General features: G+C 36.7%; 14 protein-coding genes. 6 read left to right on the top strand and 8 right to left on the bottom strand.

Features of this window, described 5'->3' with window-relative positions; translation table 11 throughout:
• The first annotated feature begins 5 nt into the window (after window positions 1-5).
• Together CH361_RS05030 and CH361_RS05025 are read left to right on the top strand one after the other, a co-directional pair.
• The gene (locus CH361_RS05030) at window positions 6-194 is read left to right on the top strand and encodes a hypothetical protein (protein ID WP_100789736.1); all 189 of its coding nucleotides are present in this window, start codon (window positions 6-8) and stop codon (window positions 192-194) included.
• A 53-nt stretch (window positions 195-247) separates the two neighbouring features.
• Window positions 248-790, top strand: coding sequence for an LIC_12238 family plasminogen-binding lipoprotein (locus tag CH361_RS05025; protein WP_100789735.1), 543 nt, complete (start codon window positions 248-250; stop codon window positions 788-790).
• Here CH361_RS05025 and CH361_RS05020 read toward each other — a convergent pair.
• The gene (locus tag CH361_RS05020) at window positions 774-2,918 is read right to left on the bottom strand and encodes a tetratricopeptide repeat protein (protein WP_100789734.1); all 2,145 of its coding nucleotides are present in this window, start codon (window positions 2,916-2,918) and stop codon (window positions 774-776) included. The genes CH361_RS05025 and CH361_RS05020 overlap by 17 nt on opposite strands.
• A 127-nt stretch (window positions 2,919-3,045) precedes the next feature.
• Between CH361_RS05020 and CH361_RS05015 the strand changes: the two genes are divergently transcribed.
• Together CH361_RS05015 and CH361_RS05010 are read left to right on the top strand one after the other, a co-directional pair.
• A complete protein-coding gene (locus tag CH361_RS05015) occupies window positions 3,046-3,717 on the top strand; it encodes a hypothetical protein (RefSeq protein WP_100789733.1) in 672 nt (223 codons plus the stop codon).
• 144 nt (window positions 3,718-3,861) lie between these two features.
• Window positions 3,862-6,324, top strand: coding sequence for a PAS domain-containing hybrid sensor histidine kinase/response regulator (locus CH361_RS05010; RefSeq protein ID WP_100789732.1), 2,463 nt, complete (start codon window positions 3,862-3,864; stop codon window positions 6,322-6,324).
• A gap of 22 nt (window positions 6,325-6,346) precedes the next feature.
• On the opposite strand, the gene CH361_RS05005 is transcribed toward CH361_RS05010, so the two are convergent.
• Together CH361_RS05005 and CH361_RS05000 are read right to left on the bottom strand one after the other, a co-directional pair.
• Window positions 6,347-6,664: a hypothetical protein gene (locus tag CH361_RS05005; protein ID WP_100789731.1), complete on the bottom strand. Its 318-nt coding sequence runs from the start codon at window positions 6,662-6,664 to the stop codon at window positions 6,347-6,349.
• Window positions 6,665-6,666: 2 nt separating this feature from the next.
• Complete coding sequence (locus CH361_RS05000; RefSeq protein ID WP_100789730.1) at window positions 6,667-8,442, bottom strand: methyl-accepting chemotaxis protein; 1,776 nt, start codon at window positions 8,440-8,442, stop codon at window positions 6,667-6,669.
• A gap of 246 nt (window positions 8,443-8,688) precedes the next feature.
• On the opposite strand from CH361_RS05000, the gene CH361_RS04995 reads away from it, so the two are divergent.
• The gene (locus tag CH361_RS04995; RefSeq protein WP_100789729.1) at window positions 8,689-9,603 is read left to right on the top strand and encodes an ankyrin repeat domain-containing protein; all 915 of its coding nucleotides are present in this window, start codon (window positions 8,689-8,691) and stop codon (window positions 9,601-9,603) included.
• Window positions 9,604-9,628: 25 nt separating this feature from the next.
• The gene (locus CH361_RS04990) at window positions 9,629-10,318 is read left to right on the top strand and encodes a hypothetical protein (protein ID WP_100789728.1); all 690 of its coding nucleotides are present in this window, start codon (window positions 9,629-9,631) and stop codon (window positions 10,316-10,318) included.
• A 96-nt stretch (window positions 10,319-10,414) separates the two neighbouring features.
• Here the strand turns inward: CH361_RS04990 and CH361_RS04985 are convergent, their stop codons facing one another.
• The 5 genes from CH361_RS04985 to hfq form a co-directional block, all read right to left on the bottom strand.
• Window positions 10,415-11,131 carry a phosphate signaling complex PhoU family protein gene (locus CH361_RS04985; RefSeq protein WP_208861387.1) on the bottom strand — a complete coding sequence of 239 codons (717 nt, stop codon included), beginning with the start codon at window positions 11,129-11,131 and terminating at the stop codon, window positions 10,415-10,417.
• Between the two features lie 38 nt (window positions 11,132-11,169).
• On the bottom strand, window positions 11,170-11,646 hold the full coding sequence (locus CH361_RS04980; protein ID WP_100789727.1) for a chemotaxis protein CheW: 477 nt from the start codon (window positions 11,644-11,646) through the stop codon (window positions 11,170-11,172).
• A gap of 29 nt (window positions 11,647-11,675) precedes the next feature.
• Window positions 11,676-12,413, bottom strand: coding sequence for a hypothetical protein (locus CH361_RS04975; protein WP_100789726.1), 738 nt, complete (start codon window positions 12,411-12,413; stop codon window positions 11,676-11,678).
• Window positions 12,414-12,584: 171 nt separating this feature from the next.
• Complete coding sequence (locus tag CH361_RS04970; RefSeq protein WP_100789725.1) at window positions 12,585-13,655, bottom strand: mannose-1-phosphate guanylyltransferase; 1,071 nt, start codon at window positions 13,653-13,655, stop codon at window positions 12,585-12,587.
• 52 nt (window positions 13,656-13,707) lie between these two features.
• Complete coding sequence (hfq, locus tag CH361_RS04965; protein ID WP_100789724.1) at window positions 13,708-13,959, bottom strand: RNA chaperone Hfq; 252 nt, start codon at window positions 13,957-13,959, stop codon at window positions 13,708-13,710.
• Between the last annotated feature and the right edge of the window lie 12 nt (window positions 13,960-13,971).

Below are 13,971 nucleotides of genomic sequence, written 5' to 3'. Positions count from 1 at the left end.
GCATTATGGCAAAAATCCTAGTCCTTTCGATTCTTCTTTTTTTGGTTTTGCGCTGGGTGAGCCGCGTCCTCATTTTACCGGCAAAGATTGCTGAAGAATTCGGGAACAAACAAAGGGAAATGCATCCAGGAAACTCCAGTGAATTCAAAACCAAGGAGAAGGACATCTCGGACCGCGGAAAAATTATAGACTAAAGGTTTGATTTCCTAACAGGCAAATTCGGAATTTTGTCGAAGATAAAACTAAGATGAGACAGAATTCGGTGCCAAGTCCCTTCATTCGGATTTTTTCCAAAAGTATCAGTCCCCTCCTTCCCATTCTCTTCCTAGCCACTCTCATCCAATGCGGGGTTCCCAAAGGTGAATTTGGTTGGACCACCACTCAAATGGAAGAAATGGACATTTTGGAAAAACACATCCAAACCATCACCGACTATAAAATGATGCGAGATGATCTTATTTTTTCTCCCAGTGACACAATCCACTATGTATATCAGTTCTCCAGAAGTCCCGGTTTAGAAACAGATTTTTATATTTCACTCAATCGTTATGAATTGGATTTCGTTGAAATTGATATCAAAAAGAAACGAGTGGAACCCGATTCTCTTGCGATTCGAGATGAATTTTCTCTTTTAAGAACTGGTGAGTATTTAATTAAAATTGTTCACGAAGGTGATACTGTTGACGAAGTAAAATTTCGTGTTTTACCTGATGAAGGTTACACACAAGAGAACTTAGAACAAGAATTAGCTGGTGACCAAACAGACGAAATCATCAAATACTCTCGCTGATTGGTGGTTGTATATTTCCTGTTTCTAAAATTTTTCTAACTCGTTCCAATTCTTTTAGAGCAAGCCTGATTTCCGTTTCGCCCCCAACACTGATAATACGTTCATAAAATTCTTTTGCTTTAACAAAGTCCCTCGATTCCTCTGCAAGAACTCCCAACCTAAATAGTATTTTCATAAGTGGAATTTTACTTTTTTTAGTTTCTAATATACGAATGACTGCTTCTTGATCTTCAATTTTTAAATCCATCAACCTATACTGAGAAAGAATGTCATCCAGTGTAGTGACCATAAGATCTTTTTTAAGAGTTTGTTTTTTCTCAATTAATTCCTTAAGATCATTTTCAGCAAGGATCAATTTTTCATCTAATCTCTTCCACTGCGCATAAGAGATATTGAGTTTATTTTTTTCTAGTTCATTACGTTTGTATTTTTTATCTCTTTTGCTCAGATAATAATAAGCGATCGACTCAAGTTCAGTCAGTCCGGTGTCTGAATCTAAAGAAGGATTCCAGTCTCGACTATTTCGTTCCAGCCAATACTCCAAAAATGGAGTGGCACGATCAGGATCACCAATCTGCGAACTAAAAAAAACTCCAATTTCATAGGAAACTCTCGTTTTATCAGCCGAATCAGGGGATAAACTGAAAAACCTTTCATAATATTGACCTGCAAGGATATTCCGTTTTAGATCAGCATTGATGGTCGCCAAACGAAGATTTGATTTAATGATTTTCTCTTGTTCTTCTGGTGAAGGATTCTTTATTTTTAAAAGCTCATTCAAACCTTTTTCATAAAAATCAGTGGCTCTCTCTTTTCTGCCATCTTGCCTGTATTGTTCTGCAATATCAGTCAAAACGGAAGGGTTCTCATTCCAAACACGATAAGCTCTTTCTAAAATTAATTCATAAGCAAAAAAATCAGTGTTTCTTTTGTAATCGAATAATACATAAATCCCTTTGCCGGCAGTTCCAAGTTTGTTAACAATTTTAAGACGTTCTTTGTTATCATCTTCTAATTTTTTCACCACATTGGCAAATGCGTAAAGATCATTTGATTCAACTTGTTTTCTTTTATCTAGATAAGATAAATATCTCAAATTTACCGATTCATCATATTTCTGTTTTGTGGTTTTACGGTTTTCTTCTGCAATCCGAATATCCTCTTTCCAAATTTTGGACTGAGGCATCAAACTCGATAAACTCTTTCCTTCTCGAATCCAATTACTCTCTTTGATATGGATCTCATCTTTTGTTTTTTTTAATTTTTCTTCTGATTGTTTCCATTCATTAAATAAACGATCATGTTCTTTTGCAGCAGACGCATCATATCCCAAAATATCTTCTTTTTGCCATTCCCCTTTTCGAAATCCTTCTTCTGTCATCTCTAGTGGATGGTATCGAAATGCGGCAAGGTAATGGCGTAATGCAGGGGCATATTTTTCCGACTCAACATACAACTTAGCAAGTTTTATATGCAAATGATATAGTAATGGCGAATCCCTTACGATATATGTTTCTGAATTTTTATGAGTACTTTGCCATAATAAAAGGCGAATGTCATTCATCTCCGTTCTGGAATTATAAACATTTCCTTTTTCTCGATCTTCCCAAATTCTTTTTTCTTCAATGAACTGACTATAATAACGTTTAAGAAGACCTTCCGCCTCACGGATCTTAGTTTCTAAATTTTTCGGACCTGTTTCCAAACCAGGGCCTTCCACAGGGGTATCCGCTCCCGGAACCACGGGAACATCTGCGGCATTGGGATCGACAGCCTTCGGTTCCTCCCGAAGAGCAATCCCAGAATCTTCGTCTATGGGGATTCGTTTTTCTGAATCTAAGGTTTGGACTTCTTCCGTAGAGATCACTTGTAAGGGAGATAGATAAAGGCCAGATAAGGGATTTCGTCGGTCTTCCTCCCCTGCCCAGACTTCCCCATTCCCCAGAACAGCCAGATAAATCAAACCATAGGAAAAAGTTAGGCAGAGGACATGGTAACCCGCACGAAAAGGTAAGTGACTTACTTTTTTCACCGACTGAAAAGCGTGTCTCAATTTCCAAAGAAGGCGACTTTCCCTTTTCACTCGATTACCTTCCCCCAGATTTTCAGGGGTCCTATCCTGATACATCAATTTGTTTTTAGTTCCCTGGTCTTACTATCGGCGAAAAATCAAATTTCGACAACCAAAAGGTGTTGTATAATTGGAATGACTGGCGTTCACTGTAAGGCAATTCACCAGCAGAACTGGATCTCCTATGTCAAAAAACATCGTCGAAAGGTATCTTGTCCTAAAAAACAAATACCGAAATTATGATACCAAATACGCACTGAAACGAATGCAAGCCTTCCGACTTGCCACTCAAGAATTATCAAGAAAAGGTTACGAGGTGGCTTTAGAGTTATTAGGATCTATTAACTTTGGTATCGTGGATCCAACTTCGGATGTTGATTGCATTTTGCTCTTAGAATGTGATCTTCACAAAGACCAGAGTTGTTGCCCCGCACATTGTACAAATTTATCTTTTGTCAAAACGGAAATTTCTAAATTTGTTTCGAAGAGGTTGGCTCCGGAAACAGTTAACATTGATTATTTGGATACAATCAACCTAAAATATGTGGAAGAAAAAATTAGAACAGAGTCAGTTCTCGGTGATGAAACACTATATTGCCTACTATTCTATCGCAATATTGGCAGGCCGGTCAATCGTCCTTTGTTTATCCCTTTTTGTGATCAACTGGAAGAAAACCATGACTTTGTAAAAGAAATTATGTCTTGGGCTGCGGAAGCTTTAGAAGGGTATTTAAACACAAACCAACATCGAATGTCTTTTAATAAGTATAACGAAAGAATTCGTGCGCGGGGTCTTAGCCTTCCAGAAGGTCTACAACAAGAATTACAAGCTTATATGGAAGGGAAACACAATTAATCTCTAGTAACAGTACGAGTTTTTCCCAAACAAAATGGGACTACTAGTAACTTCGGTCTTGTTTTAAAAACAATCGAATTCTTTATTCGAAGCCAATCAGAATATTATTCTTTACCTCTAAAATCGAATCATTAAATTTCTGCCATGCCGGCGAGAATTTGGACCAAAAGAGGTAAATTATTCCCCTATCTGCTTCTAAACATCATTCTCTTTATTTTTGTCGCCATTGCCTTTGTGTTTTATACGGCCAGTGAAAGAAACATCGACGAAGCAGAGGAAAACAGATACTATTCTTTACAAATCGCCAATGAACTCAGACAATCTTCGGACCAATTGACAAACTTAGTTAGGTTATATGTCATTCAAAGAGAAGAAAAGTATAAAACATATTTCCAGATGATCTTAGACATTCGAGATGGAAAACGTCCAAAACCTAAAAACTATAGTTACGCCTATTGGGATCTTGTCATTGCAAACAAATTACCTCCACCCTCCGAAGAAGGCGAAGTCCTTAGCATTTATGAATCCATGCGCAATGCCAATTTTCATGAATCCGATTATAAGTTACTTTCAGAATCAAAACTCAAATCAGACCAATTAACTAAAATTGAATTTGAAGCCATGTCCATTACAGAAAAGGATATGGGAAGAGGATCAAACCATCGGGCTATTAATTTATTATACGATGATAATTACCTTCATGCGAAAGCAGAAATCATGAGGCCGATCAATGATCTGTACAATCAGTTAAATGAACGAACTACAAAAGCAATTCAAGATGCAAAAAAGATAGTTTTTCTTTTAAGAGGAATACTGATAACCACTGGTATTTTTTTCGCGATCAGTTTATTTCTAACACATAGATCTTTAACTACAATCATCGGTGGTAGTGTAGACGAAGCATTCCGAAAAATTTCTTTACTAGGTGACGGAAATTTTTATGGAGAAATCCATCCTATAAACCAAAAAAATTCCATTTTAGGTCGATTGAATATCACTCAAAAAAGATTACAAGAGCTATATGAAGATGGAGAGACAACAAAACAAAGGTTAATTGATAGCGAATATAGACTTCGCGAAATTTTGGACAATGTTTCTGCTTGTATCTATTTAAAAGATAAAAGTGGCAGATACATATTTGCAAACAAAGAAGTTTGTAATTTATTTGGTCACTCACTCGAAGAAATATTAAATCAAACTGATGAAAAATTCTTAGATAAAGAAGCGGCAAAGGTATTAATCGCAAATGATAAATCCGTTCTTTTTGATGGCATCACCTTAAGAAAAGAAGAATCCATCAAAAATTTATACGATGGAAAAACCACATCCTACCTGACTGTAAAAATTCCACTTCGAAATCAGGATGGGGAGATTTATGCACTTTGCGGTATCTCAACAGACATTAGCATCACAAAAGAAATCCAAAAAGAATTGGAACGAGCAAAAGATTCTGCAGAAATTGCCAACCGAGCCAAATCTGAATTTTTAGCTTCTATGAGCCATGAAATCAGAACTCCTTTAAATGGGGTGATTGGACTTACTCAAATTCTTTTCAAAACCAATTTGAATGAAGAACAAAAATCACTCGTAACATCGATTGCTTCAGCAGGAAAATCTCTTCTTATCATTCTCAATGATATTCTTGATTTTTCTAAAATAGAAGTTGGTAAGATGAAAATCGAAAAAATCAATTTTGATCTTCATCATTTAGTATCAGAAGTCTATGATTTGTTATCGATTGAATCAAAATGGAAATCCATTGATTTAAAACTGGAAATCGATCAGAATGTACCAAAAAATATTTATTCAGATCCAGGTAGAATTCGCCAAGTCACTTTCAATTTACTGGGCAATGCAATTAAATTTACAGAAAAGGGTTCAGTTTCCCTTCATATCAAAAGAGAACTTGATAAAATTCGAATTGAAGTCAAAGACAGCGGGATTGGAATTGCAAAAGATAAACTTGAATCTATTTTTCAAAAATTCTCACAAGCAGATACTTCCACCTCACGTAAGTATGGTGGAACTGGTTTAGGGCTTTCTATTTCAGAACGTTTGGTTTCTTTATTAGGAGGAACCATTGGTGTTAGTAGTGAGTTAGGAAAGGGAAGTTTATTTTGGTGTCTTTTGCCTATTGAAAACGAAGAATTAGTCCGAACAAAAATACCATCTAATATCAATAAAAATAATCCAGATTTATTTGAATCTACTTTTACAAATCATAAATTCCTTATCGTTGAAGATAACGATCTAAATCAAAAAGTTATGGGTGGACTCTTAAGAAAGTTTAATATCCAATTTGATGTTGCTGAAAATGGTGAAGTCGCACTTTCTCTCTTTCAAAAAAATAAATACGATTTGATTCTTATGGATTGCGAAATGCCTGTGATGGATGGGTTTGAAGCCACCGAAAAAATTCGAGAACTGGAAAAAAACCAATCAGACAAAACAATCATTATTGCAGTGACGGCACATGTCCTCGATGAACATAAAGAAAAATGTTTTGAAGTGGGAATGGATGGGTTTATTGGAAAACCGTTTTACATAGAAACCTTATTTCAAACCTATCAGGAAATCACTACATCCAGAATGAAAAACTCAAACTAAAATCCTTAGGAAACATTCCTTTTTATCGATTTGTCACATGTGTAATTCCACCATCACCATAAGTTTTTGTAACTTCAGCAATGATCACCTGATAACCCGCATACCATTTTGAATACTGAGACTTTGCAGATTTATGATCGGTATAAGTTTTTAAAGCCTCTAAACCAATATATGATTTAAAATAATAGACTACTGCCATAGTTCCCTGTTCTAAATTCACCCAACTATCTTTTCCAAGATACTCTGAATGATTTTCTACATAAGATTCAATAGAACGATCCAAAGTTTCAAACTCAGAATCTGATTTTTTTTGTTTAAAGATAAATGTTGCCGATATCATTTTTACAGTTTAAATAATGATAACTCTCGGTTCAGTTCCAGAATCAAGGAATTTAATTCTGCTGAAGATTTGGCAGTTTTCTCAGACATCAAAGATAACTTTGCAGTATCATTTGCGAGATTGTGAACAGAAACACTCATTTCTTCATTCACCTTTTTTTGTTCTTCTGTGGCAGAAGATACTGAACTAGAACGATCTACAATATTTTCTGATTGTTTACGTATTTCTTCCACTTCGGCGATTTGTTCTAAATTGGCCTCATTGACTTTGTTAATACTATCGATAATATCAACTACACTTTCCGATAGATACTTAAACGTTTGATTCGCTTCTTGAATTGATTCTACTGATTGTTTTGTAGATGCAGTGACCCGTTTGATTAATTCCGATATTGTTTTTGTAGAGGATGCCGTTCTTTCTGCTAATTTCCCTACTTCAGACGCCACTACAGCAAACCCTTTCCCCATATCACCAGCCCGAGCTGCCTCAATAGAAGCATTTAACGCAAGTAAGTTGACCTGTTCCGAAATTTCTTTGATGATGATCAATATCTTACCAATTTCAATAGCGTTTTTATCAACCTCTTCTATAGATCTAATGGTTGTCAGAATTGAATTAGCACTTTTTGATACTTCTGCCTCCACAGAATCTGTTGTTTCTTTTGCATGTAACGAAACTTGTTTTAAACCAGATGACAAAGTAAATAAATGTATAATGGAATCATTGGTTGAAGCTGTTAACTTTTTTTGTTCCAAAGCATCAGAATAAATTCCATTGATTGAGGATCCATTTTCTTCTAAAGCGGCCGCTACCTCTTCCAAAGAAGCAGCTTGGATCTGAGAATGTTCTGCAGAATCCCCAGACAAAACTTCCAATTTTTTTGCCTCCCCCTCAATCCGAGCGGAATGGTTGGTGATCGAGGTGATCAATCGATTGAGTTTTGTTTTTGCTTCATTTAAATAAATAGAGATGAGTCCAATTTCATTTTTTGTTTGGTCTGTTTTTATCTCTGAACGTAAATCTCCATCAGCAAATGCCTTTAACATTGATGATACGTTTCGAATGGTTGCGGAAGTATTGCCAGTTAATTTCCAAAGAACTAGAAACAAAACAGCAATCATAAAAAGAATAAAGATACTAAGTCCAATACAAATGGATTCTAGTTGTTTAGGATCTACCTGTGATCGAAACTCAGAATAAACATAAAAAGCAAATACAAAATATTCGAGAACAAAAGTGGAAAATACAGGGAAAAGTAAGTTTGCAAATAAACTTAAAGGAGGTAGATTTAGTCGATTATAAACATCATAAAGTTTCTTTTCTACCACTATATAAAAAAAGGAGGAAATAGACATCGCAAGCAGAATACCTTGAATGATAAAAAAGAAAACTTCCCCATAAGTTTTTACTAAACCATAATGATAAGCAAGTAACATTGTCAAGATGGGTCCACCCACATTGGTAGACAAAATGTTCAATGCTCCAGCTTTTGAAAAACCTCTAATGAAACTTAATTCCTTTTCTGTATAGATAATCCCCTCAGGGCGTCGCATCTGTTTGTGGAATTTATGATTTTTAAAATAGAATAAAACAGCATGAAGTCCAATGATCGGTGGAGCCAAATATATCAAAATTCGTAAAATTGCCTCAAAGTTTTCTAATCCAAAAAGGAGAAACATTCCAAGAAAAAAAAACAATGGATCTAAATTGGTGATAAGAAGGTAAGAAATCATAAATCCATAAGATTTCCGGTTTTGGTTGGTTCCATTTTTGATCATTGGAAAAAATCTACTCCCCTTGTTTTCCCTGTGTCAATTTATTTTGGAATCTCTTTCCAGTAAAACTAGAGGTTGGCAAAATAAATCATAAAGGAAGAGGACTATCTGTTGAAAAATTCTACATAATTTATGACTATCAATCAACGAGAGTTCTGCCTCAAAGAATATGAAATAAATACGATGAGTCACCCAAAAACTGATTGTAATTATTGTTAGGTTATGATGTTTTAACGCATACGAGGTCGTATGCGATTCAATCAAAAAAATCAAATTTTATCAGTTTTGACCCTCTTTTCATTTGTTTACCTTTCTTGTAGCAGTCTACAGTCTGTCATTCAAAGTCGTGATGTTTCAAAAATTACTGCTTATTTATCTGAAACACCAAAATCTTCATTAGAAGAGTTTGATGGTGATTGTAAAAGTCCTCTGATGATCGCAGTCGAAACCGACCAACCAGAAATCGTCAAACTCCTCTTAGACAAAGGAGCTGACCCAAACCTACGAGCACCCTCCTGTTTTGTGGCTGATTCCATGCCTTTATTATCAGGACATCATCTGGGCCAAACTGCCATTTTTTATACAAAGTCAGTTCCTGTCGCAAATCTACTGTTAAAAGCTGGTGCAGACATTAATCTAGGAAAAACAATTATTTATGATAACTATTACCGAACTGCTTCTTATAGAACACCCCTCGTCCAAGCAATTATAGCGGGAAATTTATCTTTAGTAGAATTTTTAATCCAGAACAAGGCAAACGTACATTGGTACAGTGCAGGTCTACAAAACACTTACCTTTCATGGAATCGAATTGAAAACAACTCCGATCCTTCTATTTTTTTAGGAATTAAAAAAGCATTACTGGATGCAGGAGCTAAAGAGAAAAAAGAACTCTCACCAGACGAATTCGAAAAAACGAAGTCAAAAACTTATACTCATTACAGACATATTCCCACAGGAGAAATTTATGAATTTAAACCTCATTCATCCAATTTGGTTCCGGTAATTCTAACTTGGAAAAACAAGCCGACACTACTCCCTTTGAAAAATCGCCAGCCGATCATCGAATACCATTTAACTGAGTTTCAATGGTTAGAATCCAAAGAAAATGTTTATGAATGGTATGCCCGTGAAGCCAATCGCGAGAATATGATTGGCCAATAAAATTAAACTAAAGGATATAACAACTATGAATCGAATTCTAAAAACAATAGCTCTTTTGAGTTTCTCTTCCCTAACTTTTGTCTCCTGTGCTAGCGGAGTGGAATTATTAAAACCAAATGCAAACAAACCAGTGGTTAAAAATGGCATCGAAACTACATTAAAAGGGATCAAAGCTACTGAGATGAATGCTAATTTTGTTTTTATCGATATTTCCCTAAAATTCAAAAATCAAACAAGTCAATACATTCGCCTTCAATTATGTGAATCAGAAACTCCTTTGGATAGTTCTAACCTCGAGTATAATCTAAAAAGAAATGGATTTTTAGATTTATATAAAAAATCACCTGAGAAGTTTGATACGAAATTTTGGACAAAAAATTCTGACACCAAAATCCATTCTTCACCAACAATCAACAAACCATATTATTACACTTTATATGTGAATCCAAAAGATGGAAAACGTAACAACTCCTACAATCCAGAAACAAACGTCCAGTTCATAAAACCATCAGATTATAAGGGAACATTTACACTTTCAGGTAAGTGCAGTGGCGTACCAAATGGTTCTTTTTTCGAAACTTCAACAGAATGGATTGCACCTAATGCTAGCATTGAAGTTGATCTTCGCCACTCTCTGATTCGTGGAACAAAACCAGTCCTCCTACAACATCCCGATTATTTTGAGTTTGAATTGGACATTGAACCAATCCGGTAGAACAAATTTAAAATTCCAAAAATCAATTTAAGACTTCTAAACGATAAAGATGGATTAGACATCCATCTTTAAAACGTTCAAATTGTTTAGTCTTAGTTATTGATAAGAGGAACGGTTAGTACCAATATTTTCCAAGTGACGAATGTCTTTACCGGTATTCAGTCGAACGAGTTCTTCTGCAACATTCACTGCATAATCACCTAATCTTTCTAAAGCGAGAATGATGCGATACACATCGGCAAATTCTTGTTTCTCCATATCAGGAACACAGCGATACTTATGGAAGGCTTGGTCACAAAGTGCATTCAATTCATCTTCTAAAGTATTGACACTTCCCATAAATCTTTCTTTTTCTTCCACAAGAGATTCGATAGCCATACCGGCAAGTGTGGTCACACGAGATAAAATGAGAGTCATAGGTTCTTCATTTTTAAAGAGACCTTTACGAATGGTTTTATGACGAAAGACATCCGCACAGTTCACCACTTGGTCTCCCATCCTTTCCATGTTCCTTGTAATCCGAATGGCAGAAAGAGCAAAACGCAAAGGGTCTTTTTTTAAAACGATGTCGTTATCCACATCACCCATACCCAGAATGTTTCGATTGCTCACCGCTTCTAAAATTGCATTTTGGGAAAGGTTATCATTTTCTTTTTCCAAGTCATCAATGAGATCATCTCTTTCGACAATCCGTTCTGCTTGGGCATAGTCATCGTCTTCCAAAGCTTCACTTAAGAGAATCACCTGCTCCAAAACAAGTTCTGCCATGGAGTATAAATTCTTTCTTAAATAATAAAACTTAGAGATGATCATAAATGATTATTTCGAATATAAACCTTTCAGGTTGGAAGTTAGGCAGTTGCTAACTCAGTAACTTCTTCGACCGTTAGGATTTTTTCAATATCGATGAGGATGATGAACCGATTGTCCTTTTTACCTACACCAGTGATGTATCTAGAGGATATTCCTTTCACTGATGGTGGAGGTGGGTCCACCTGGTTTGCTGGAAAATGAACCACATGAGAGACCTTGTCCACAATCACACCAATCGACTTACCAGAGACATTGATGACGATGGCCCGGTCAGCTGTCTCCGTAATATTTTTGATGTTCAGACGTTTGGCAAGGTCAATCATTCGAACTACTTTTCCACGAATGTCCATAATTCCCGCAAAGAAACTTTTGGATTGTGGAACACGAATTAGGTTGGTGATTTTGACAATTTCTTCAACAATCGTAATGGGGATGGCATACTCTTCATCGCCCAAATTGAATATAATGTACTGCTCATGAATGAATTGATTTGCCGATGATGTTTCTTTTGCCATATAACTTTTCTACAGTTCTAGACTACGTATTAGAAGTAGACGTAGCCGTTGTAGAAAAAATATGAACCGAAACTCAGAAATGACAACACTTTTGTCATTAAGACCGAACGTTTTCTCACAAGAAAATCGAGAAGGCCAGCCGCCATTCCCAAAAACCCAAGAGTGAGACCTAATACGACATAATCATAGTAGAGATAATAGACCAAACATCCAAATCCGATGCCCATGCAGATATCTTGCAAATCACCCCAGACTCGCCTCTTAAAACGCAACCAGAGCGATCCTCGTGCCTCTCTAGCCTCCCTTCTTTCCCTTCTCCAACGTTGGAACCGAGTTTCACGGACGATCCCAAAAATAGAATCATAACGAGTGGAAGGAAAGAGCGCTGATTCCAAAGGAAATCTTTGGGAACGACCTTTTTCTTGAGCATCAGGAGTAAACGGGGGATAAATTTCGTACGCCCCACCAATGCATGCAAGCATGTCTTTATCGGGGAGGGTACTAAAGTATTCTCGAAAGGGCCAAATCTTCCGAAAGACGGGATAAGCACGCCCAGAAGTAATATCCTTCTCAGCTTGTACGGTACCATTTTTTACGGTGGCACCATACATACGACCCTTCTCTTCTTTGATTTCGACAGCTAAACGAACGAGACGTTCGTGAAAGTTGAACTCAGCCTCCAGGACATCCCCGAGAGGTGTTTCCATGGTAAATGCTCGGATGAAACCGGGGGTGCGGGGTTTCTGTTTCCTCCAGACTTGTTTCATAACAAATCTATCGGAGGAAAAAGAAAGTCACTGAAGAAAGATTATTTCTTCTTTTTGTGTCTGTTGGCTCTGCGTTTTTTCTTACGTTTGTGTGTTGCGATTTTTCTACGCTTTCTCTTTTTTCCGGAAGGCATTCCTTCCTCCTTATATCAAGCCTGTTCTGTCAAATTTCTAGTCGAGGTACTTTTGTAAAACTTTATTTTTCCTCATTGTGGATAACATCGCTTTGATGTCCCCAACTCCATCACGTGAAGTAACGAGTAAAACATCTGGTTCTTCCACAACGATGAGATCCTTCACACCCAGAAAGGCAATGAGTTCCTTCTGCACCGAAGAAATATTCCCTGAAGCTTTGTGATAAAGAACCTCTTTTCCTTGGTGGTGGTTTTTTTCTTTATCACCAGGTAAGATTCTTTCCAAAGACATCCAAGACCCAACATCATCCCAATTGAAAGTGGCCTCTACCATTCGGATCCGATTGGATTTTTCCATAATGGCAGTGTCAATCGCCTCAGAAGGAAGCATTTGGAAGGCTGTTTTTAAATCCCCAAAACTCTTAAAAGGAAATCCATTTTTTAAAGGATTTAAGATATGAGGAGCGTGGCGTTCTAATTCCGAAAGAATGGTTTCTGTGCGGAAAAGGAAAATGCCCGGGTTCCAATAAAAATTCTTCTTTTTGATGTATTTTAGAGCAGTTTTAAAATCCGGTTTTTCGAAAAAAGCTTTTACCGTATAACCTACATCAGTTGGTTTTCCGGTACTGATATAACCATATCCCACTTCTGGCCGGTTTGGTTTCACTCCGAGTAGAACCATTCCATTTTCTGTCTCGTATAAGGCCTGCTCAATGGTCTTGGTAAATTCTTTAATCGGATCAATAAAGGCGTCCGCCGACAAAACGATTAAGTTGGGATTTCCAAATTTTTTCTGGAAATAAAGAGCCGAAAGAGCAATGATCGGAGCCGTGTTTTTTCCTTCCGGTTCTAAGATGAAATTGGTGGAAGGAAACTTTGGATCTTTTTTTAGGATCTCTGCTTTTAAGTTAGCATTGGTTCCAATATAAATTCTGTCTAGGGTGGTGATGGTGAGTGCGCGATCTATGGTCTCGCGGAGAAGCGTTTTATTGGAATAAACTTTCTGGAGTTGTTTAGGAGAATTGGTACGAGAGCGAGGCCAAAACCTCTCTCCCTTTCCACCAGCCATAATGAGAACAACCGGGGATTCTTTTGGTAATTTTGCCATAGGGTTTGGAACCAGAATTTAGAAAGGGAAACAGAGGAAAACCAGAAAAGAATTAGGCTCCGCCACCTTCTTTTGGTGCATCTTCAGTATGGAGTTTGATGGGTTTTGCTGGGATAATGGTAGAAATCGCGTGTTTGTACACCAAATTCTGTTTGTTATCGTTTTCTAAGATGATGGTGAAGTTGTCAAAACTAACAACCTTTCCTTTCAGCGGAACTCCGTTTAACAAGTAGATGGTGAGATCGATTTTCTCCTTTCTTGCTGTATTTAGAAGTTGGTCTTGGATATTATTTTTTGCCGACATTGGAAATCCCGA

Origin of the sequence: Leptospira brenneri (genome assembly GCF_002812125.1) — a bacterium.
Classification (GTDB): Bacteria; Spirochaetota; Leptospiria; order Leptospirales; family Leptospiraceae; genus Leptospira_A; species Leptospira_A brenneri.
Note: the sequence above shows the minus strand (reverse complement) of the source record. Positions and strands in the feature narration are given on the sequence as shown.

Bases quoted from the DNA above. Each gene is read 5' to 3' on its own strand.
- CH361_RS05030 (WP_100789736.1), top strand. From the start codon at position 6: ATGGCAAAAATCCTAGTCCTTTCGATTCTTCTTTTTTTGGTTTTGCGC.
- CH361_RS05025 (WP_100789735.1), top strand. From the start codon at position 248: ATGAGACAGAATTCGGTGCCAAGTCCCTTCATTCGGATTTTTTCCAAA.
- CH361_RS05020 (WP_100789734.1), bottom strand. From the start codon at position 2,918: ATGTATCAGGATAGGACCCCTGAAAATCTGGGGGAAGGTAATCGAGTG.
- CH361_RS05015 (WP_100789733.1), top strand. From the start codon at position 3,046: ATGTCAAAAAACATCGTCGAAAGGTATCTTGTCCTAAAAAACAAATAC.
- CH361_RS05010 (WP_100789732.1), top strand. From the start codon at position 3,862: ATGCCGGCGAGAATTTGGACCAAAAGAGGTAAATTATTCCCCTATCTG.
- CH361_RS05005 (WP_100789731.1), bottom strand. From the start codon at position 6,664: ATGATATCGGCAACATTTATCTTTAAACAAAAAAAATCAGATTCTGAG.
- CH361_RS05000 (WP_100789730.1), bottom strand. From the start codon at position 8,442: ATGATCAAAAATGGAACCAACCAAAACCGGAAATCTTATGGATTTATG.
- CH361_RS04995 (WP_100789729.1), top strand. From the start codon at position 8,689: ATGCGATTCAATCAAAAAAATCAAATTTTATCAGTTTTGACCCTCTTT.
- CH361_RS04990 (WP_100789728.1), top strand. From the start codon at position 9,629: ATGAATCGAATTCTAAAAACAATAGCTCTTTTGAGTTTCTCTTCCCTA.
- CH361_RS04985 (WP_208861387.1), bottom strand. From the start codon at position 11,131: ATGATCATCTCTAAGTTTTATTATTTAAGAAAGAATTTATACTCCATG.
- CH361_RS04980 (WP_100789727.1), bottom strand. From the start codon at position 11,646: ATGGCAAAAGAAACATCATCGGCAAATCAATTCATTCATGAGCAGTAC.
- CH361_RS04975 (WP_100789726.1), bottom strand. From the start codon at position 12,413: ATGAAACAAGTCTGGAGGAAACAGAAACCCCGCACCCCCGGTTTCATC.
- CH361_RS04970 (WP_100789725.1), bottom strand. From the start codon at position 13,655: ATGGCAAAATTACCAAAAGAATCCCCGGTTGTTCTCATTATGGCTGGT.
- hfq (WP_100789724.1), bottom strand. From the start codon at position 13,959: ATGTCGGCAAAAAATAATATCCAAGACCAACTTCTAAATACAGCAAGA.